The sequence below is a fragment of the Amycolatopsis sp. NPDC051106 genome (assembly GCF_040682775.1).
In the GTDB taxonomy this organism is placed as follows: domain Bacteria; phylum Actinomycetota; class Actinomycetes; order Mycobacteriales; family Pseudonocardiaceae; genus Amycolatopsis.
In genome coordinates this window covers 34,609-52,911 of record NZ_JBFBBQ010000026.1, presented here as the reverse complement: position 1 = coordinate 52,911, position 18,303 = coordinate 34,609, and the positions used below count along the sequence as shown (strand labels likewise).

Here is an 18,303-nt window from a genome sequence, read left to right as displayed (position 1 = left end):
CTTTCCCCGCGCGGCCCGGGGTTCACCCTCACGTGTCAGGCCTGCGCCCAGGGCCGCACTTCTTCCAGGAGCTTCGCCACCGCCAGCACGAGATCGTCCGAGTGCCGCGGCCCGACGATCTGCAGGCCCACCGGCAGCCCCGCCGACGTGCGGCCGGCCGGGACGCTGATCGCCGGCTGCTGCGTCATGTTGAACGGGTAGGTGAACGGCGTCCACTCCGGCCACTCGCTGAGCCCGCTGCCCGGCGGCACATCGTGCCCGGCTTCGAACGCGGCGATCGGGACGGTCGGGGTGATCAGCACGTCGTAGCGCGTGTGGAACTCGCCCATGAGGATGCCGAGCGCGGCCCGCTCGGCGGTCGCGTCGAGGTAGTCGCTCGCCGACCACGTCTTGCCGAGCTCCCAGACCTTGCGCAGGCCCGGGTCGGTCCGGTCCGCGGAACCCGGCGGGAACGAGTCGAGCAGCTTCGCCGCTCCCGACGACCACAGGATGTCGAACGCCGGCTTGGGATCGGCGAACCCCGGGTCGGTCTCCTCGATGTGCAGCCCGGCGTCGCCGAGCGCGCGCACCGCCGCCGCGACAATCGCGGCGATCTCCGGGTCGACGTCGACGTACCCGAGCGTCGGCGAGTACGCGGCGATCAGGCCGCGGACGTCCCGGCGGACGGCCTCGCGGAACGACGCCACCGGCGGCGCGAGCGCGGCCGGGTCGCGGTGGTCGGGCAGCGACAGGACGTCCAGCAGCAGCGCGGTGTCGTCCACCGACCGCGCCATCGGGCCGGCGTGCGACAGCGGGCCGAACGGGCTAGCCGGGTAGAGCGGGATCCGGCCGTGGGTCGGCTTGAGCCCGACGATCCCGCAGAACGACGCCGGGATCCGCACCGAGCCGCCGCCGTCGGTGCCGACGGACAGTTCGCCCATCCCCGCCGCGACGGCCGCGGCGCTGCCTCCGCTCGACCCGCCCGCCGTCTTGGAGGGGTCGGCCGGGTTGCGCGTGATGCCCTGCAGCGGGCTGTCGGTGACGCCCTTCCACGCGATCTCGGGTGTGGTGGTCTTGCCCAGCACCACCAGGCCGGCCTCGCGCATCCGCGCGGCGACCGGGCTGTCGACGTCCCACGGCTGGTCCGGGTCGATGCTCTTCGAGCCCCGGACGGTCGGCCAGCCTTGCGTCAGGAACATGTCCTTGATCGAGGACGGCACGCCGTCGAGCCACCCGATCGGGTTGCCGTCCCGCCACCGGACCTCCGACGCCTTGGCCTGTTCCAGCGCCCCGTCGGCGTCGACGAGGCAGTACGCGTTGCACTCGCCGTCGCGGTCTTCGATGGCCTGCAGCGCGTTCTGCGTCGCCTCGACCGGTGAGAGCTCACCGGTCGCGTAGGCGGCGACGAGCTCGCTCGCGGTCAGCATCCTGTCGTTCATCCGGCTCCCTGGTTCCCCGACGGCACGTAGCCGAGCGTCTTGTCGACGACATTGCGCAGCGGCTCCCCAGCCTGCCAGCGGCGGAAGTTCTCGGTGAACACCTCGACGAGCGTGTTCCGCCAGCCGATGAAGTCCCCGGACATGTGCGGCGAGACCAGCACGTCCGGCATGGTCCAGAGCGGACTGTCGGGCGGCAGCGGCTCGGTGTCGAACACGTCGAGCGCGGCGCCGGCGATGGTTTTGTCCTCCAGCGCGGCGACCAGGTCGGAGGTGACCACCAGCTCACCCCGGCCGACGTTGACGAACCGCGCCGACGGCTTCATCGCGGCGAACGCACGCGCGTCGAACATCCCCTTGGTGTGCTCGGTCAGCGGCGCGACGGCGACGACGTAGTCGGCGTGCGGCAGGAACGCGTCGAGCTGCGAAGACTCGTGCACAACCCCGAAGTCCGGGTCGCCCGTGCGCTCCCGGCGGCCGGCACCGCTCACCCGCATCCCGGCCGCGCGCAGCAGCCGCGCGATGGCCCGGCCGATCGGCCCGGTGCCGACGACCACCACCTCCCGCCCGGCGATCCGCTCGCTCTCGCGGTGCAGCCAGCGGCCCTCGCGCTGCAGGTCGTGCGATCGCGCGAAGTCCTTCGCGAAAGCGAGGACGACGCCGAGCACGTACTCCGCGATGGCGTCGTCGAAGACACCCCGCGAGTTGGTCAGGACGACGTCGCTCTCCACCAGCCCCGGGAACAGCACCGGGTCGACACCCGCGCTCGCGATGTGCAGCCAGCGCAGCCGATCCGCGGCGTGCCAGGCTCCCGGCACCGCCGTGGAGAGGAAGTCGTAGACGAAGAGCGCGTCCGCTCCGGACAGCGCATCAGGCAAGCCCGCCGCGTCCGTGTAACGCACGACGGCGCCGGATTCGACAGCACGCATGTCCGGTGGGCGGGACTCGCCACAGAGCACCGCCAGGACCGGGGCTTCCTGGGTTTCCAAGGCGATCACGTTGACACGGTAAAAGTCGCTCGTATGATTGTCAACAATCCGAGGAACGACCCCCGGAGCACCGGACTGTCATCGAGTTCAGACGTATTCCGGAGGCTGAGCCTTGGATTTCGACTTCCTGGCGTTCGACGGCCCGCTGGCGCAACGCGGCATCGGCGTCATCGCGCCGTTCGACCTCGCGCTGGAGCGCGAGCTCTGGCGCTGGGTGCCCATGGAGGTGTCCCTCCACCTCGCCCGGACGCCGTACGAGCCGGTGCCGGTCAGCATGGAGATGGCCCGCCTCGTCAGCGACAGCCACCACCTGGCCAGCGCGACCCGCGACGTGCTGCACGTCGAGCCCGAGGTCGTCGCCTACCTCTGCACGTCCGGCAGCTTCGTCAACGGCGTCGACTACGAACGCTCGCTGACCAAGGCGATCTGCGACGCCGGCGCACCGGACGCCGTCACCACCTCGGGCGCGCTCGCCGAAGTGCTGCACCAGCTCGACCTGCGCCGCGTCTCGGTGCTGACGCCCTACGACGCCGACCTCACCGGCGCCCTGCACGACTTCCTCGGCGAGCTGAACGTCGAGACCGTCGCCAGTGACCACCTCGGGCTGGGCGGCGGCATCTGGAAGGTCAGTTACCGCACCATCGCCGAACGCATCCTCGCCGCCGACCACGGTGAAGCCGAAGCGATCTTCGTCAGCTGCACGAACCTCCCCACTTACGACCTGATCGAGCCCCTGGAAACTGCGCTCGGCAAGCCGGTGCTCACCGCCAACCAGCTGACCATGTGGGCGTGCCTGCGCCGGATGAACCTGCCCATCGTCGGCCCCGGGAAGTGGCTTCGTGACGTGTCGTGAAAGGTATTCCTTGACCAGCCCTCTAGGATTGTCGACAATTTGCGTCCCCCCGGAGGTTTCGTGACCACCATCGGCTTCATCTACCCCGACCACGCGGCCGAAGACGACTACCCGCTGGCCGAGCAGCTGCTCGGCGGCGCGGCCGCCGACGAGGGCGACATCCGCCTCGCGGTCGAGCACATCTACGGCACCGACAAGCACGCGGTCGCCGAACTGCTGGACCTCGGCAGCGAGACCCGCCTCGCCGACGGCGCCACCCTGCTCCGGAAGCACGAGCCGGACGCGGTCATCTGGGCGTGCACCAGCGGCAGCTTCGTCTACGGCTGGGACGGTGCGCGCGACCAGGCCGACCGCCTCGCCGCCGTCGCCGGGGTCCCGGCCTCCAGCACCTCCTTCGCGTTCGTGCACGCCGCGCGTGCCCTGGGCGTCAAGCGGGTCGCCGTCGCCGCCAGCTACCCGGACGACATCGCCCGGCTGTTCGTGGACTTCCTCAAGGCCGGCGGCATCGAGGTGGTCGCGATGGCCAGCGCCGACATCGTCACGGCCGCCGAGGTCGGCGCGATGACGTCGGAAGCCGTCGTCGAGCTCGCCGTGCGCCACGACCACCCGGACGCCGACGCGGTGCTGGTGCCGGACACCGCGATGCGGACGCTCCAGGAGATCAACATCGTCGAAGCCGCGTTGAAGAAGCCCGTGCTGACCGCCAACCAGGTGACCGTCTGGGAAGGCCTGCGCTTGACCGGGCGGCACCGGCTCGTCCGCTCCCTCGGTGCGCTGTTCCGGCAACTGCCGGAGGGGGATGCCTGACATGGCCCTGCCGCCGGGCATGCTGCCCGAGATCGAACCGGTCAGCCGCGAGTCGACGGCCGCGGTGATCGCGCGTCAGCTGCGTGACGCGATCATGACCGGCGCCCTCCCGCCGGGCACCCAGCTCGGCGAGACGGAGCTGGCCTCACGGTTCCAGGTGTCACGGGGGCCGCTCCGGGAAGCCATGCAGCATCTGGTCTCCGAAGGGCTCCTGCGCAGCGAACGGCACCGCGGGCTGTTCGTGATCGATCTCGAGCCCGGCGACGTCTACGACATCTACGCAGCTCGCTCGGCGATTGAACGCGCCGCGATGATCCGCGCCGTGCGCGGCGGGGAACGCGAGCGGGTCGCCGACGTGCTCGCGCAGACCGTGGCGGAAATGGCGACGGCCGCGAGCGAAGACGACCCGAGCGCGCTCTCCACCGCGGACCTCAGGTTCCACGAGGCCCTCATCAACGCCTCCGGCAGCAAACGGCTCGTCCGGATGGCCCGGACCCTGCTCATCGAGACGCGGATGTGCCTGACCGCGCTGCAAAGCACCTATCAGCGGGTCGAGGAACGCGTCGAGGAGCACACGAAACTCATCCAGGCCCTTCGCGATGGCGACGAGGAGACGGCGCTGGCCCTGCTCGACTCGCACATGGAGGACGCGGTGCAGCGCCTCGCGCCGGGGACGAGCCTCATCGAGGGGCACGCCCCGCCGGTGCCGGGCAACGCGTGAGCGGAACGCCGGCAGCCGGGGCCTGAAGCCCGACGCGCGCGATCGGTAAACCGGCGCGTGCACCTTCCTCCGGGGCGGAGCGTGCACCCGGACGACCGGCTCGGGTTCCGGGGGATCCGGCAGGCGCACGTGGACGGCCCGCACGGGGACCGGGAAGCAGTTGACCGGCGGTGAGCACCCGCAGTTAAGCGCCATCACGGACCCCCAGCACCGGCTGGCCGCCGCGGCCGTCGCGGTAGTCCGGCGACCACGGGAAGCGGCCCTGCGAGTCCGCGTGGACCAGTTGCAGCGCACGGATTTCCGGGCCGTACAACGCCACTGCGAACACCAGGTGCACCGACGGCTCCGCCAGCCGGACCGCTTCGATCACCGGGCCGCCCCGCAAGGGGACGCGCTCGCCCGGTGTCGGTGGCGACCCGTGCAGCGAGTGCGCGGCCAGGTCGTTCAGCAGCTCCGCGGCCTCCAGCAGCGGCAAGCCCGTCACGACCAGCTCGGGCAGGCCGTACCCGCTCAGGCCCACCGTATAGGCCCACGGCGGGTACGACCCGCTGTCCTCGACTCCCTGCACGAGCCAGCCCCGGTCGGCCACGCCTTCGCGAAGCCGTTGCAGGTAACCGGATCTGTCCGGGTTCTCACATTCGAAGCACATCGGTGACTCCTCCCCCTCGGTGGACTTGTGACCACCGTGCCGGAGGGCACCGACAAAAACTCAGCCCAGTGCTTCGGCCACCGCCGTGCCGAGCCGTTCTGTGGTATCCGTGCCGCCGAGGTCCGGGGTCCGCACCCGACCCTCGTCGAGCACCCGGTCCACCGCGGTGCGGATCGCTTGCGCGGCAACGGTTTCACCCAGGTGTTCGACCAGCATCGCGGCCGCCAGGATCTGCGCCACGGGGTTCGCGATCCCCTGGCCGGCGATGTCCGGAGCGCTCCCGTGGACCGCCTCGAACATCGACGGATGTTCACCCGATGGGTTGATGTTGCCGGACGGTGCCATGCCGAGGCCGCCGGTGATCGCGGCCGCGAGGTCGCTCAGGATGTCGCCGAAGAGGTTCGATCCCACGATGACGTCGAGCCGGTCCGGCGCCTGGACCATGCGTGCCGCCAACGCGTCCACGTGCATCTGTTCACTGTGGACGTCGGGGTACTCGGCGGCGATCTCGGCGAAGATCTCGTCCCAGAAGGGCATCGAGTGGATCAGCCCGTTGGACTTCGTCGCCGAGCACACCCGCGAAGACCGCGTCCGCGCCAGTTCGAACGCGTACCGGATGATCCGCGAAACGCCGACGCGGGTGAAGACCGACTCCTGCAGCACGAACTCGTCCGGCCGCCCGGCGTTGTGCCGGCCGCCGATCGCGGAGTACTCCCCTTCGGAGTTCTCCCGGACGATGACCAGCTCCAGTTCCTCGGCCTTCCGCCCGGCCAGCACGGACGTCGTGCCCGGCAGGAGCCGCACCGGACGCAGGTTGACGTACTGCTGGAACGCGCGCCGCAGCGGGATCAGCAAGCCCCACAACGAAACGTGGTCCGGGACGCCGGGGAAGCCGACCGCGCCGAGCAGGATCCCGTCGAACGCCGAGAGCTGCGCGACGCCGTCGTCCGGCATCATCGCCCCGGCCTTCGCGTAGCGCTCGCAGCTCCAGTCGAACTCCGTCCACTCGAGCGAGAAGCCGAACCGCGAAGAAGCCCGGTCGAGGACCTTGCGGGCCTCGACCGTGACGTCCACGCCGATCCCGTCGCCGGGGATGCTCGCGATGCGGTAGGCCGTCACAGGGCCACCGCGATGTACTTGGTCTCGAGGAACTCGTCGATGCCGACGGAACCGCCCTCGCGGCCGAGCCCGGACTGCTTGATCCCGCCGAACGGCGCCGCCGGGTTCGACACGATGCCTTGGTTGAGCCCGATCATCCCGGCCTCCAGAGCTTCGGAGACGCGCAGCGCCCGCTTGAGGTCGCTGGTGAAGACGTAGGAGACCAGGCCGAACTCGGTGTCGTTCGCCTTCGCCACCGCTTCTTCTTCGGTGTCGAACGGCGTGATCGGGGCGACCGGCCCGAAGATCTCCTCGTGCGTCAGCCGCGCCTCCTGCGGGACGTCGGTGAGCACGGTCGCCTGGTAGAAGTGTCCCGGCCCGTCGACGCCGGAACCGCCGGTGAGCACCCGGGCGCCGCGATCGGTGGCGTCCTTGACCAGCTCCGTCACCTTGTCGACGGCCTTGTCGTCGATCAGCGGGCCGACCACGACGTCCTTCTCGGTGCCGCGGCCCATCGGCAGCGCCTGCATCCGCTCGGTCAGCCGCCGCGCGAACTCCTCCACGACGCCCCGCTGCACGTAGAACCGGTTCGCCGCGGTGCACGCTTCGCCGATGTTGCGCATCTTCGCCTGCATCGCGCCTTCGATAGCCGCGTCCATGTCGGCGTCGTCGAACACCAGGAACGGCGCGTTGCCGCCCAGCTCCATCGACGTGCGGAGAATCTTGTCGGCGCACTGCTCCAGCAGCTTCCGGCCGACGCCGGTGGAGCCGGTGAAGGAGAGCTTGCGGGCCCGGCCGTCGCGAATCAGGGGTTCCATCACGCCGCCGGAGTCGCTCGTCGTGACGACGTTGAGCACGCCTTCGGGCAGCCCGGCCTCGGCGAGGATGCCGGCCAGCGCCAGCATCGACAGCGGCGTCTGCGCAGCGGGCTTGATCACCGACGTGCAGCCCGCGGCGATGGCCGGGCCGATCTTGCGCGTGCCCATCGCCATGGGGAAGTTCCACGGCGTGATCAGCAGCGTCGGGCCGACCGGCTGCTTGGTGATGAGGAACCGGCCCGCGCCGTTCGGTGCGGTCGCGAAGCCGCCGTCGATCCGGACGGCCTCCTCGGCGAACCAGCGGAAGAACTCGGCGGCGTAGGCGATCTCACCCTTCGACTCGGCGAGCGGCTTGCCCATCTCCAGGGTCATGAGCAGGGCGAGCTCGTCCTGACGCTTCATCAGCAGCTCGTAGGCCCGGCGCAGGATCTCGCCGCGTTCGCGCGGCGCCATCTTCGCGAAGTCCGCCTGCGCGGCGATGGCGGCGTCCAGTGCGGCGACGCCGTCCGCCGGCGAGGCGTCGGCGACCTGGCACAGCTCCTTGCCGGTGGCCGGGTCCACCACCGGGAACGTCTTCCCCGACTCGGCGGCGACCCACTTGCCGCCGATGAACAGTTCCTTGCCGACCGCCTCGACGACGCCGGACTCGGTGCTCGCGCTCATCCCGACTGCTCCTCACGTGTTGTCCCGAGAGCCATGCTATGGATATTGTCAACAATCGACAACCCGCTCAACCGACCAAGGAGCACGCTGCCATGGCCCAGCTATCTCCGCTGCTCAAGCAGGCAACGCCCGTCGTGGTCGACCACGGTGAAGGGGTTTACCTCTACGACGTCGACGGCAAACGGCACCTCGACTTCACCGCCGGCATCGGCGTCACGAGCACCGGGCACTGCCACCCGCACGTCGTGCGCGCGGCGCAGGAGCAGATCGGCAAGCTCGTCCACGGGCAGTACACGACGGTGATGCACCGGCCCCTGCTCGAGCTGACCAAGCGCCTGGGCGAGGTCCTGCCCAGCGGGCTCGACTCGCTCTTCTACGCGAACTCGGGCAGCGAAGCCGTCGAAGCGGCGTTGCGGCTCGCACGGCAGGCGACGAAGCGCCCGAACGTCATCGTCATGCAGGGCGGCTTCCACGGCCGGACCGTCGCCGCGGCGAGCATGACGACGTCCGGGACGCGGTTCAGCGCCGGCATCGGCCCGCTGATGGCGGGGGTGCACGTCGCGCCGTTCCCCTACGCCTACCACTACGGCTGGGACGAGCAGACCGCGACGAAGTTCGCGCTGCGCGAGCTGGACTACCTCTTCCAGACGGTCAGCGCCCCGAACGAGACCGCCGCGATCTTCGTCGAGCCCGTGCTCGGCGAGGGCGGCTACGTCCCGGCGAACACGGAGTTCATGGCGGGCCTGCGCGAGCGCGCGGACCGGCACGGCATCCTGCTCGTCCTCGACGAGATCCAGACCGGCTTCGGCCGCACCGGCAAGTTCTGGGGGCACGACCACTTCGACGTCTCCCCCGACATCGTGCTCATCGCGAAGGGCCTGGCCAGCGGCTTCCCGTTGTCGGGCATCGCCGCTTCGCAGGAGCTGATGGCGAAGGCGCTCCCGGGTTCGCAGGGTGGCACGTACGGCGGCAACGCCGTCTCGTGCGCCGCAGCGATCGCGACGCTCGAGGTCATCCAGCAGGAGAACCTGGTCGAGAACGCCGCCGAGCGCGGGCGCCAGCTGCTCGAAGGCGCGCGGGTGATCGCGGACAAGACGCCGGCGATCGGCGAAGTGCGCGGGCTCGGGCTGCTGGTCGGCTCGGAGTTCACCACCGCCGACGGCGAGCCCGACGCCGCCACCGCGGCGGCCGCACAGCAGACGGCCGCCAAGAACGGCCTGCTGCTGCTCACGTGCGGGCCGTACATGAACGTCGTCCGCATGGTGCCGCCGCTGGTCGTCAACGCCGAGCAGGTCGACGACGCGCTGCGCATCTGGGGCGAGGTCGTCGCGTCCGTCACGGGGAGCTGAGCATGGCCCGGTACATCACGATCACCCTCGACAAGCGCGGGATCTCCTGCCGGGCGCGGCTTCTCGACGACGAGGCGCCGCGGACGTGCAAGGCAGTGTGGGACGCGTTGCCGCAGAGCGGTTCGGCTTACCACGCGAAGTACGCGCGCAACGAGGTCTACACGCTCGTGCCGCCCTTCGCGGAGCCGAAGCCCGGGCGGGAGAACCCCACGATCACGCCGATCCCCGGCGACGTCGTGTACTTCGGGTTCGAAGCCTGGGAGATCGGCAACCCCGCGTACGGCTACGAAGAGGACAGCGAGGCGCACGGCGACCAGGGCGCGACCGACCTCGCGATCTTTTACGGACGCAACAACCTGCTGATCAACGGCGACGCGGGCTGGGTGCCCGGCAACGTGTTCGCCACGATCGAGGAGGGCCTCGCCGAGATGGCGGCGGCCGCACAGGACCTCTGGTTGCGGGGGGTCGAAGGCGAGACGCTTTCGTTCGCGCGAGCCTGAATCCCTTACCCGGCAAGGGGGACGTCGGGTGCGATCACCGCACCCGGCGTCCCCTTTTCGCTGCGTCCGGCCACTCGAACGAGTGATCATCGCGAGTTCACCTTTCGTGGCCGGTGATCACCGGATCGAGCTACCCGGCTGCCCGGGATGCCGGATCAAGGCCGGAATTACCGACAGTGAGATTGCCGCCGACTGTTACCCACAGTGGCTGACCGTCGAAGGGGGCACCCCGGCGTCAAACACGAAGGGATTACGTGTTTAGCATGGGAAGATTCCACGGCGCCTTGGTCTTTCGGAAATGACTTTTTGACAGTTCGCCGACGCGGTGAAAACCTGTTTTCGCTCCCCACCGGGAGCACTCCAGGGAAGTCACTGAGTTATTCATCAAGGAGTCATTCGATGCAGATGTTCGCCCAGCACGCCCACTACTGCCACGACATCCTCACCGGCGCGCTGGCGCACCTGGCGCACGTTCTCGGCTGGCTCGTCTGATCCAGTCGGAACACCGGAGCCTGGCCGCGGGAGACCGCGGCCAGGCCGTTTCACCCCAGTACGTCCAGCCGCGCGAAATCGTCGTCGGAAATGGTGACCCCGGCCGCGCCGCAGTTTTCTTCGAGGTGCGCGACCGACGACGTGCCGGGAATCGGGATCACCACCGGCGACCGGCGCAGCAACCAGGCGAGCGACACCTGAGCGGGTGTCGCGCCGAGGCCGGCCGCCACCTTTCCGAGCACTCCGCCCGCCCTTGCGTGGTCACCGCGTGCGATCGGCAGCCAGGGCACGAACGCGATTCCCTCGCGCTCGCAGTAGCCGAGGACGTCATCGGACGCACGGTCGGTCAGGTTGTACCGGTTCTGGACGCTCGCGATCGGCGCGACGGCCCGTGCTTCGGCCAGCTGTGCGACGCCGACCTCGGACAACCCGATCCGCGCGATCTTGCCCTCGTCCCGCAGCCGCGCGAGCGCGCCGATCTGGTCGGCGAGCGGCACCTGCGGGTCGAGCCGGTGCAGCTGCAGCAGGTCGAGGCGTTCGACGCGCAGGCGCCGCAAGGAGAGTTCCGCCTGCTGCCGCAGATATTCGGGCCGCCCGAGCGGCACCCACTCGCCCAGGCTCGGGCGCGCGTGGCCGCACTTCGTCGCAATGAACAGCCCGTCATACGGGTGCAGCGCGTCGGCGAGCAGTTCCTCGTTCAACCCCAGGTCATAGGCGTCGGCGGTGTCGAAGAACGTCACGCCGAGCTCGGCCGCCCGGCGCGCGACCGCGGCGGCGCCGTCGCGGACGTGGTCCCACTCGGTGAGCCGCATCGCCCCGAACCCCAGCCGCCGCACGGTAACGCCGTCTTCGAAGGTGTACGTCGATGTCATGCCGAGAAGCTTTGCCCGGCGCGCAGTCACCCACCAGAGATTTAGCCTGAGCTAAATCCTGGTTGGTAACCAGTCGATCACAGCTGTCGGCGCGCTAACGTGAAAAACCTTCATAGCGGCGTACCGGCGGTACGTACTACGCTGCGGTAACCACAGCAACGGCGCGAGGAGAGACTGTCGATGGGCGACGTGGCGGCACGGCTGGCCGAGATCGTCGGGGACAAGAATCTGCTGACCGGCGAGGAGATCTCCGAGGACTACGCGCACGACGAAGCGTTGACCGCGGAGCCGCAGAAGCCCGCGTACGTCGCGAAGCCGGCAACCGCGGAAGAAGTCGCGGAGCTGCTGAAGGCCGCGACAGAACACAACGTCCCCGTGACCGCGCGAGGCTCCGGCAGCGGACTCTCCGGTGCCGCGCGGCCGCGCGAAGGCGGGCTCGTGCTCTCCTTCGAGCGGATGAACCAGGTCCTCGAGGTCGACACCGGGAACCACGTCGCCGTCGTGCAGCCCGGTGTCACGCTCGCCGAACTCGACGTCAAGACCGCCGAAGCCGGGCTCAGCTACACCGTCTATCCCGGCGAGCTGAGTGCGAGCGTCGGCGGGAACGTCGGGACGAACGCCGGCGGCATGCGCGCCGTCAAATACGGCGTCACCCGCCACAACGTCCTCGGCCTGCAGGCCGTCCTGCCGACCGGGGAGATCCTCCGCACCGGCGGCAAGACGTCGAAGATCTCCACCGGTTACGACCTCACGCAGCTGATCATCGGCTCCGAGGGCACCCTCGCGCTGGCCACGGAGATCACCGTCAAGCTCCACCCGCGGCTCGCCCACGGCGCCACCGTGCTCGCCCCGTTCGGCGACTTCGACCAGGTGATGGCCGCCGTTCCGGCGATCGTCTCCAGCGGGCTCGCGCCGCACATCCTCGAGTACATCGACAACATGACGATGGCCGCCATCGTCTACAACGAGAAGCTCGAGCTCGGCGTCCCGGACAAGATCCGCGAGACCAGCGAGGCCTACCTCGTCGTAGCACTGGAAAACCGGGAAACCGGACGCCTGCACGAGGACGTCGAGACCGTCGGCGAGCTGCTCGGGGAACTCGGCGCCACCGACGTCTACGTCCTTGAAGGCCCGGCCGCGCGCAAGCTGATCGAAGCCCGCGAGAAGGCCTTCTGGACGGCGAAGGCGGCCGGCGCCGACGACGTGATCGACGTCGTCGTCCCGCGGACCGCGATGCCGCAGTTCATCACCAAGGCGCGTGAGCTGGCCATGGCCGCCGGTGGTGGCGCGCTCGGCTGTGGGCACGCCGGCGACGGCAACGTCCACCTCGCGATCTTCTGCAAGGATGCGGACAAGCGGAAGCAGCTGCTCACCGACATCTTCCGCTTCGCGATGGAACTCGGTGGCGCGATCTCCGGCGAGCACGGCCTCGGCCGCACCAAGGCGCACTACCACCAGGAACTCGAAGACCCGGCGAAGTTCGAGCTGATGCGCCGGATCAAGCAGAGTTTCGACCCCGCCGGGATCCTCAACCCCGGTGTTCTCTTCCCCGAAGGAACCGCATGAGTGAGTTGAACGGCGCCCAGTCCCTGATCCGCACGCTGGTCGACGCCGGTGTCGAGGTGTGCTTCGCGAACCCCGGCACGTCGGAGATGCACTTCGTCGCCGCACTCGACACCGTGCCCGAGATGCGGGGCGTGCTCGCGCTGTTCGAGGGTGTCGTCACCGGTGCCGCCGACGGCTACGCGCGCATCGCGGACAAGCCCGCCGCGACGCTGCTGCACCTCGGCCCCGGTCTGGGCAACGGCCTCGCGAACCTGCACAACGCGCGGCGCGCGCACACGCCGATCGTCAACGTCGTCGGCGACCACGCGACCTACCACAAGCAGTACGACGCCCCGCTGGAGTCGGACATCGAGGCCGTCGCGGGCTCGCTGGAAGGCTGGGTGCGCCGTTCGGAGCACACCAAGGACGTCGGGGCGGACGCCGCCGCCGCGGTCGCCGTCGCGCAGGACGCGCCCGGTCGCGTCGCGACGCTGATCCTGCCCGCCGACGCTTCGTGGGGTGACGGCGGCGAAACCTGCGCGCCGGTTCCGCCGCGCGTTCCGCAGGCTGTCGACGCGACCACCGTCAAGGACGTCGCCGCGGTGTTCGGCGCCGGCGAGCCGGTGGCGCTGCTCATCGGCGGGGCCGCGTGCCGCGAGGAAGGCTTGCGCGCGGCGAGCCGGATCGGCGCCGCGACCGGCGCGAAGGTCTTCGTCGAGACGTTCCCGTCCCGTCTCGAGCGCGGCGCGGGCCTGCCGACGATCGAGCGGCTCGGGTACCTCGCCGAGCAGGTCACCTACCAGCTCGACGGGGTCAAGCACCTCGTCGTCGCGGGTACGAAGGCGCCGGTTTCGTTCTTCGCCTACCCCGGCAAGCCGAGCGATCTGGTGCCCGAAGGCGCGCAGGTGCACACGCTCGCGTCCGTCGGCCAGGACGTCACGCGCGCGCTGAACGAGGTCGCGGACCTCGTCGCCGCGGACACCGAGCCGGTGCTGCAGCAGCCGTCCCGGCCCGCGCTCCCGAGCGGGCCGCTGACCCCGCAGAACTGGGTCGACGTCATCGGCGCGCTGCTGCCGGAGAACGCGATCATCGCCGACGAAGCCAACACGTCCGGCCTGCTGCTCCCGACGGCGACGGCCGGCGCGCCGCGGCACGACGTGCTGACGCTGACCGGCGGCGCGATCGGCTACGGCATGCCGGTGGCCACCGGCGCGGCCGTGGCGGGACGCGACCGTCCCGTCCTGAACCTGCAATCGGACGGCAGCGCGCTGTACACGATCTCGGCGCTGTGGACGCAGGCGCGGGAGAACCTCAACGTCACGACGGTGCTGCTCAACAACCGCGCGTACGCGATCCTGCGGATGGAACTGCAGCGCGTCGGCGCGGCGTCGGGCGGTCCGAAGGCGAACGACCTGCTCGACCTGTCGCGGCCGGACATGGACTTCGTGAAGATCGCGGAGGGCATGGGCGTGCCGGCGACGCGGGCGACGACCGCCGAAGAGCTCGCCGAGCAGCTGCAGCGCGCCTTCGCGGAACCGGGTCCGCACCTCATCGACGCGGCGGTGCCGCCGCTGCTCTGACCCGGCTATCCTCGCCGTCACACCTGAGCCCCGGGAGCGGCGGATGAGCGAAGACGAACACGCGAAGCGGGGCATCGACCTCGAAAGACCGAACGCGGCGCGCGTGTACGACTACATGATCGGCGGCCAGCTGAACTATGCAGTCGACCGGATGTTCGCCGACCGGATCCTGAGCGTGCTGCCGAACGCGCGGCACATGGCGCTGGTCAACCGGGCGTGGCTGCGCCGCGCGGCGCGGTTCGCGGCGGAGCAGGGTGTCCGGCAGTTCCTCGACATCGGCTCGGGGATGCCGACGGTCGGGCACGTGCACGAGGTCGTCCAGGCGATCGATCCCACGTCGCAGGTCGTGTACGTCGACAACGAGCCGATCGCGGTCGCGCACAGCGAAATCGTGCTGGAGGGCAACGACAACGCCGCGATGGTCCAGGCCGACGCGGAGAACCCGGACGAGGTGCTGGAGCACCCGACCGTCGAAGCGATGCTCGACTTCAGCGAGCCGGTGATGGTGATCATGGCGGCCTTCGTCCACTTCATCCCGGACGAGCGCGACCCGGCCGGCCTGATCGGCACCTACCGCGACGTTCTCGCGCCGGGCAGCTACCTCGCGCTGTCGTCGGGCACGTGGGAGGGGCAGGGCGAGGAGTCCCAGCGCTCGGTTTCGCTGTACGAGAAGAGCGGCACACCCCTGACGCTGCGTTCGCCCGACGAGCTGCGGGCGCTGGTCAAGGGCTTCGAGATCCTGCCGCCGGGCGTGGTGTTCACGCCCGAGTGGCGTCCGGACGGGCCGCTCGAGGACCCGCCGGAGCAGTCGGGCGGACTGGCGCTCGTGGCACGGCGATGACCGACGAACACGCGAAGCGTGAGATCGACTTCGACAAGCCGAACGCGGCGCGCGTGTACGACTACCTGATCGGCGGCAAGCTCAACTACGCCATCGACCGGATGTTCGCCGAGCAGCTCCTGGCGGTGCGGCCGGAGTCCAAGGAGCTGGCCCTGATGAACCGGCGCTGGCTGCGCCGGGCCGTCCGCTTCGGCGCCGAGCAGGGCATCCGCCAGTTTCTGGACATCGGCTCGGGCATGCCGACCGTCGGGCACGTGCACGAGGTCGTCCAGGCGATCGACCCCGCGTCGCGCGTGGTGTACGTGGACAACGAACCGGTCGCCGTCGCGCACAGCGAAATCGTGCTCAAGGACAACGAGAACGCCGAGATGGTGCAGGCCGACGCCGAAATCCCGGCCGACGTCCTCGAGCACGAGACCACCGAAATGCTGCTGGACTTCGACCAGCCGGTCATGCTGATCATGGCCGCGTTCGTGCACTTCATCCCGGACGAGCGCGACCCGGCGGGGCTGATCGCCGCGTACCGCGACGCGCTCGCGCCGGGCAGCTACCTGGCGCTGTCGTCGGGCACGTTCGAGGGCCAAGGCGAAGAGGTCCGCCGCGCGGCGGAGATGTACCAGAAGAGCGGCACGAACGTCGTGGCGCGCTCGCGCGACGAACTGCGCGCGCTGCTGGCCGGCTTCGAGATCCTGCCGCCGGGGATCGTGTTCACGCCGGAGTGGCGGCCGGACGACCCCGCCGACGTGGGCGAGCACCCGGAGCTGGCGAGCCAGCTTGCCCTGGTGGCGCGCAAGGACTAGCCGGTGAGGACCCGGCTGCGCAGCGTGTCCGGCTATTCTCGCGTCACACCGGATCCTGGAGCGGCCATGAGTGAAGACGAGTACGCGCGGCGCGGTATCGACCTCGACAAGCCGAACCCCGCGCGCGTGTACGACTACATCCTCGGTGGCCGGCTCAACTACGCGGTCGACCGGATGTTCGCCGACCAGGTGCTGGCCGCCCAGCCGAACGCGCGGGAGCGGGCCCAGCTGAACCGGCAGTGGCTGCGCCGGGCCATCCGGTTCGGGATGGACCAGGGCATCCGGCAGTTCCTCGACATCGGCTCGGGCATGCCGACCGTCGGGCACGTCCACGAAGTCGCGCACGCGATCGACCCGACCGCGCGCGTCGTCTACGTCGACAACGAGCCCGTCGCCGTGGCGCACAGCGAGATCGTGCTGGAGGACAACGAGAACGCGGTGATGGTGCACGCCGACGCCGAGTTCCCGGACGACGTCCTCGAGCACGAGACCACCGAGATGATGCTCGACCTCGACCAGCCGGTGATGGTCGTGATGGCGCTGTTCGTGCACTTCATCCCGGACGAGCGCGACCCGGCCCGGCTGGTCGCCGCCTACCGCGACGCGCTCGCGCCCGGCAGCTACCTGGCGCTGTCGTCGGCGACCCCGGAGCAGCAGAGCGACGGCACCGCTCGCGCCGTCGCGATGTACCAGAAGAGCGCGAACCCGGTGACACCCCGCACGGCCGACGAGCTGCGCGCCCTCGTGGACGGCTTCGAGATCCTCGACCCGGGCATCGTCTTCATCCCGCAGTGGCGGCCGGACGACCCGGCCGACGTGCCGGCGAACCCGGCCGAGTGCGGCGGGCTGGCCCTGGTGGCGCGCAAGAACTAGCCGACGCCGACCAGCTCCGGCGCCACTCGCTTCTTCGGCACCAGCCCGGCCAGCAGCACGCCCGCCAGCGCGGCGAACGCCGCCACGGCGAACGTCGCGCGGAAGCCGAACAGCGACGGCACGGACAGGCCGCCGACGGTGATCGTCAGCTGGGCCAGCATCGCCGCCATCACCGCGCTCGATACCGCCGTGCCGACCGACCGCATCAGGGAGTTCAGGCCGTTCGCGGACGCCGTCTCGGTGACCGGGACCGAGCCCATGATCGACGCCGGCATCGCCGCGTACGCGATCCCGACCCCCGCGCCGATGATCACCGACGCCGTGATCAGCTCGGCGGCGTTGTCCATCAGCACGATCGCGAACAGGTACCCCGCGGCGATCACCAGCGCGCCGGTCATCAGCGTCGGGCGCGGGCCGAACCGGGTGATGAGCCGCGCCGAAACCGGCGAGAGCAGCATCATCACGAGACCGTTCGGCGCCAGGGACAGCCCGGACTCCACCATCGTCTGGCCCAGCCCGTACCCGGTCGACGCCGACGCCTGCAGCAGTTGCGGGAACGACAGCGCCATGGCGTACATCGAGAACCCGACCATGATCGACGCCAGGTTCGTGAACAGCACCGGTCGGCGGGCGGATACACGCAGGTCGACCAGCGGGTCGCGGCGCCGCAGCTGGTAAGCACCCCAACCGGTCAGGACGACGACGGCCGCCGCGGCGAACCCCAGCGTCGGCACGCTGGTCCAGCCCCACGTGGCTCCCTTGACCACCGGCAGCAGCAGGCAGACGAGGCCGGCGGCCAGCCCGAGCGCGCCGAAGTAGTCGAACGGCGCGGGGGTCCGCACCGGAGACTCCGGCACGAACCTGACGATCAGCAGCGCGAAGAGCAGCCCGAGCCCGGCGGACATCCAGAAGAGCGCGTGCCAGTCGGCGTTCTCGGCGACGATGGCCGCGACCGGCAACCCGATCGCTCCGCCCACCCCGAGCGTCGCGCTCATCAAGGAGATCGCGCCGCCGACGCGTTCCGGCGGGAGCTCGTCGCGCATGATGCTGATGCCGAGCGGGATGACGCCCATCGCGCAGCCCTGCAGCCCACGGCCGATGATGTGGAACACGAGTTCGCTCGTCGTGGCGGAGACGATCGAACCGGCGATGAGCAGCGCGAGGCTGACGAGGATCATCCGCCGCTTGCCGTAGAGGTCGCCGAGCCGGCCGCTGACCGGCGTGATGACGGCCGCGGCCAGCAGCGTCACGGTGACGACCCAGGACGCGTCGGCCGCCGAGGCGTTCAGCAGCCGCGGGAACACCGGGATGAGCGGCACGACCAGCGTCTGCATGAACGACGCGACCAGTCCGCACGAGGCGAGCACCACGACGATCGCGCGGCCGGACCCTCCGGGTCGGGACACCAGCACACCCCCGGTGTGTAGTTAGTACACAT

At 70.1% G+C, this 18,303-nt stretch carries 17 protein-coding genes; 10 read left to right on the top strand and 7 right to left on the bottom strand.

Going from position 1 to position 18,303, the window contains the following annotated elements; translation table 11 throughout:
• Positions 1 to 35: 35 nt before the first annotated feature.
• Together AB0M83_RS20915 and AB0M83_RS20910 are read right to left on the bottom strand one after the other, a co-directional pair.
• The gene (locus AB0M83_RS20915) at positions 36 to 1,418 is read right to left on the bottom strand and encodes an amidase (protein WP_364519347.1); all 1,383 of its coding nucleotides are present in this window, start codon (positions 1,416 to 1,418) and stop codon (positions 36 to 38) included.
• Entirely contained in the window at positions 1,415 to 2,344 is a 930-nt protein-coding gene (locus AB0M83_RS20910) for a D-2-hydroxyacid dehydrogenase (protein ID WP_364519458.1), read from the bottom strand. Before AB0M83_RS20910 ends, AB0M83_RS20915 begins: the two co-directional genes overlap by 4 nt.
• Positions 2,345 to 2,516: 172 nt before the next feature.
• On the opposite strand from AB0M83_RS20910, the gene AB0M83_RS20905 reads away from it, so the two are divergent.
• From AB0M83_RS20905 to AB0M83_RS20895, 3 genes are read left to right on the top strand one after another with little or no spacing between them, the layout of a single operon-like run.
• On the top strand, positions 2,517 to 3,257 hold the full coding sequence (locus AB0M83_RS20905) for an Asp/Glu/hydantoin racemase (RefSeq protein ID WP_364519345.1): 741 nt from the start codon (positions 2,517 to 2,519) through the stop codon (positions 3,255 to 3,257).
• Between the two features lie 60 nt (positions 3,258 to 3,317).
• Positions 3,318 to 4,064, top strand: a complete 747-nt coding sequence (locus AB0M83_RS20900) for a maleate cis-trans isomerase (RefSeq protein WP_364519343.1) — start codon at positions 3,318 to 3,320, stop codon at positions 4,062 to 4,064.
• Between the two features lies 1 nt (position 4,065).
• Positions 4,066 to 4,785 (top strand): GntR family transcriptional regulator, encoded by a 720-nt coding sequence (locus AB0M83_RS20895; protein ID WP_364519456.1) that lies wholly within the window; start codon positions 4,066 to 4,068, stop codon positions 4,783 to 4,785.
• 184 nt (positions 4,786 to 4,969) lie between these two features.
• On the opposite strand, the gene AB0M83_RS20890 is transcribed toward AB0M83_RS20895, so the two are convergent.
• Genes AB0M83_RS20890 through AB0M83_RS20880 form a run of 3 tightly spaced genes read right to left on the bottom strand, consistent with a single transcriptional unit; the run spans position 4,970 to position 8,013 of the window.
• Positions 4,970 to 5,434, bottom strand: a complete 465-nt coding sequence (locus tag AB0M83_RS20890; protein ID WP_364519341.1) for a DUF4262 domain-containing protein — start codon at positions 5,432 to 5,434, stop codon at positions 4,970 to 4,972.
• 60 nt (positions 5,435 to 5,494) lie between these two features.
• The gene (locus AB0M83_RS20885; protein WP_364519339.1) at positions 5,495 to 6,553 is read right to left on the bottom strand and encodes a tartrate dehydrogenase; all 1,059 of its coding nucleotides are present in this window, start codon (positions 6,551 to 6,553) and stop codon (positions 5,495 to 5,497) included.
• Positions 6,550 to 8,013, bottom strand: coding sequence for an NAD-dependent succinate-semialdehyde dehydrogenase (locus AB0M83_RS20880; RefSeq protein WP_364519337.1), 1,464 nt, complete (start codon positions 8,011 to 8,013; stop codon positions 6,550 to 6,552). Before AB0M83_RS20880 ends, AB0M83_RS20885 begins: the two co-directional genes overlap by 4 nt.
• Before the next feature lie 92 nt (positions 8,014 to 8,105).
• On the opposite strand from AB0M83_RS20880, the gene AB0M83_RS20875 reads away from it, so the two are divergent.
• The gene (locus AB0M83_RS20875) at positions 8,106 to 9,362 is read left to right on the top strand and encodes an aminotransferase class III-fold pyridoxal phosphate-dependent enzyme (RefSeq protein WP_364519335.1); all 1,257 of its coding nucleotides are present in this window, start codon (positions 8,106 to 8,108) and stop codon (positions 9,360 to 9,362) included.
• A gap of 2 nt (positions 9,363 to 9,364) precedes the next feature.
• Positions 9,365 to 9,862, top strand: coding sequence for a DUF3830 family protein (locus AB0M83_RS20870; protein WP_364519333.1), 498 nt, complete (start codon positions 9,365 to 9,367; stop codon positions 9,860 to 9,862).
• 542 nt (positions 9,863 to 10,404) lie between these two features.
• Here the strand turns inward: AB0M83_RS20870 and AB0M83_RS20865 are convergent.
• Positions 10,405 to 11,226, bottom strand: a complete 822-nt coding sequence (locus AB0M83_RS20865; protein ID WP_364519331.1) for an aldo/keto reductase — start codon at positions 11,224 to 11,226, stop codon at positions 10,405 to 10,407.
• Between the two features lie 180 nt (positions 11,227 to 11,406).
• Between AB0M83_RS20865 and AB0M83_RS20860 the strand changes: the two genes are divergently transcribed.
• From AB0M83_RS20860 to AB0M83_RS20840, 5 genes are all read left to right on the top strand, one after another.
• On the top strand, positions 11,407 to 12,792 hold the full coding sequence (locus AB0M83_RS20860; protein WP_364519329.1) for an FAD-binding oxidoreductase: 1,386 nt from the start codon (positions 11,407 to 11,409) through the stop codon (positions 12,790 to 12,792).
• The gene (locus tag AB0M83_RS20855; protein WP_364519327.1) at positions 12,789 to 14,351 is read left to right on the top strand and encodes an acetolactate synthase large subunit; all 1,563 of its coding nucleotides are present in this window, start codon (positions 12,789 to 12,791) and stop codon (positions 14,349 to 14,351) included. Before AB0M83_RS20860 ends, AB0M83_RS20855 begins: the two co-directional genes overlap by 4 nt.
• A gap of 43 nt (positions 14,352 to 14,394) precedes the next feature.
• Complete coding sequence (locus tag AB0M83_RS20850) at positions 14,395 to 15,192, top strand: SAM-dependent methyltransferase (protein WP_364519325.1); 798 nt, start codon at positions 14,395 to 14,397, stop codon at positions 15,190 to 15,192.
• Positions 15,189 to 15,992 (top strand): SAM-dependent methyltransferase, encoded by an 804-nt coding sequence (locus AB0M83_RS20845; RefSeq protein WP_364519323.1) that lies wholly within the window; start codon positions 15,189 to 15,191, stop codon positions 15,990 to 15,992. The genes AB0M83_RS20850 and AB0M83_RS20845 overlap by 4 nt, the downstream gene beginning before the upstream one ends.
• Positions 15,993 to 16,058: 66 nt before the next feature.
• The gene (locus AB0M83_RS20840) at positions 16,059 to 16,865 is read left to right on the top strand and encodes an SAM-dependent methyltransferase (RefSeq protein ID WP_364519321.1); all 807 of its coding nucleotides are present in this window, start codon (positions 16,059 to 16,061) and stop codon (positions 16,863 to 16,865) included.
• Here AB0M83_RS20840 and AB0M83_RS20835 read toward each other — a convergent pair.
• Positions 16,862 to 18,277, bottom strand: a complete 1,416-nt coding sequence (locus tag AB0M83_RS20835) for an MFS transporter (protein WP_364519318.1) — start codon at positions 18,275 to 18,277, stop codon at positions 16,862 to 16,864. The genes AB0M83_RS20840 and AB0M83_RS20835 overlap by 4 nt on opposite strands.
• Positions 18,278 to 18,303: the final 26 nt, after the last annotated feature.

Bases quoted from the DNA above. Each gene is read 5' to 3' on its own strand.
- AB0M83_RS20855 (WP_364519327.1), top strand. From the start codon at position 12,789: ATGAGTGAGTTGAACGGCGCCCAGTCCCTGATCCGCACGCTGGTCGAC.
- AB0M83_RS20910 (WP_364519458.1), bottom strand. From the start codon at position 2,344: ATGCGTGCTGTCGAATCCGGCGCCGTCGTGCGTTACACGGACGCGGCG.
- AB0M83_RS20915 (WP_364519347.1), bottom strand. From the start codon at position 1,418: ATGAACGACAGGATGCTGACCGCGAGCGAGCTCGTCGCCGCCTACGCG.
- AB0M83_RS20840 (WP_364519321.1), top strand. From the start codon at position 16,059: ATGAGTGAAGACGAGTACGCGCGGCGCGGTATCGACCTCGACAAGCCG.
- AB0M83_RS20865 (WP_364519331.1), bottom strand. From the start codon at position 11,226: ATGACATCGACGTACACCTTCGAAGACGGCGTTACCGTGCGGCGGCTG.
- AB0M83_RS20845 (WP_364519323.1), top strand. From the start codon at position 15,189: ATGACCGACGAACACGCGAAGCGTGAGATCGACTTCGACAAGCCGAAC.
- AB0M83_RS20850 (WP_364519325.1), top strand. From the start codon at position 14,395: ATGAGCGAAGACGAACACGCGAAGCGGGGCATCGACCTCGAAAGACCG.
- AB0M83_RS20895 (WP_364519456.1), top strand. From the start codon at position 4,066: ATGGCCCTGCCGCCGGGCATGCTGCCCGAGATCGAACCGGTCAGCCGC.
- AB0M83_RS20890 (WP_364519341.1), bottom strand. From the start codon at position 5,434: ATGTGCTTCGAATGTGAGAACCCGGACAGATCCGGTTACCTGCAACGG.
- AB0M83_RS20870 (WP_364519333.1), top strand. From the start codon at position 9,365: ATGGCCCGGTACATCACGATCACCCTCGACAAGCGCGGGATCTCCTGC.
- AB0M83_RS20860 (WP_364519329.1), top strand. From the start codon at position 11,407: ATGGGCGACGTGGCGGCACGGCTGGCCGAGATCGTCGGGGACAAGAAT.
- AB0M83_RS20880 (WP_364519337.1), bottom strand. From the start codon at position 8,013: ATGAGCGCGAGCACCGAGTCCGGCGTCGTCGAGGCGGTCGGCAAGGAA.
- AB0M83_RS20875 (WP_364519335.1), top strand. From the start codon at position 8,106: ATGGCCCAGCTATCTCCGCTGCTCAAGCAGGCAACGCCCGTCGTGGTC.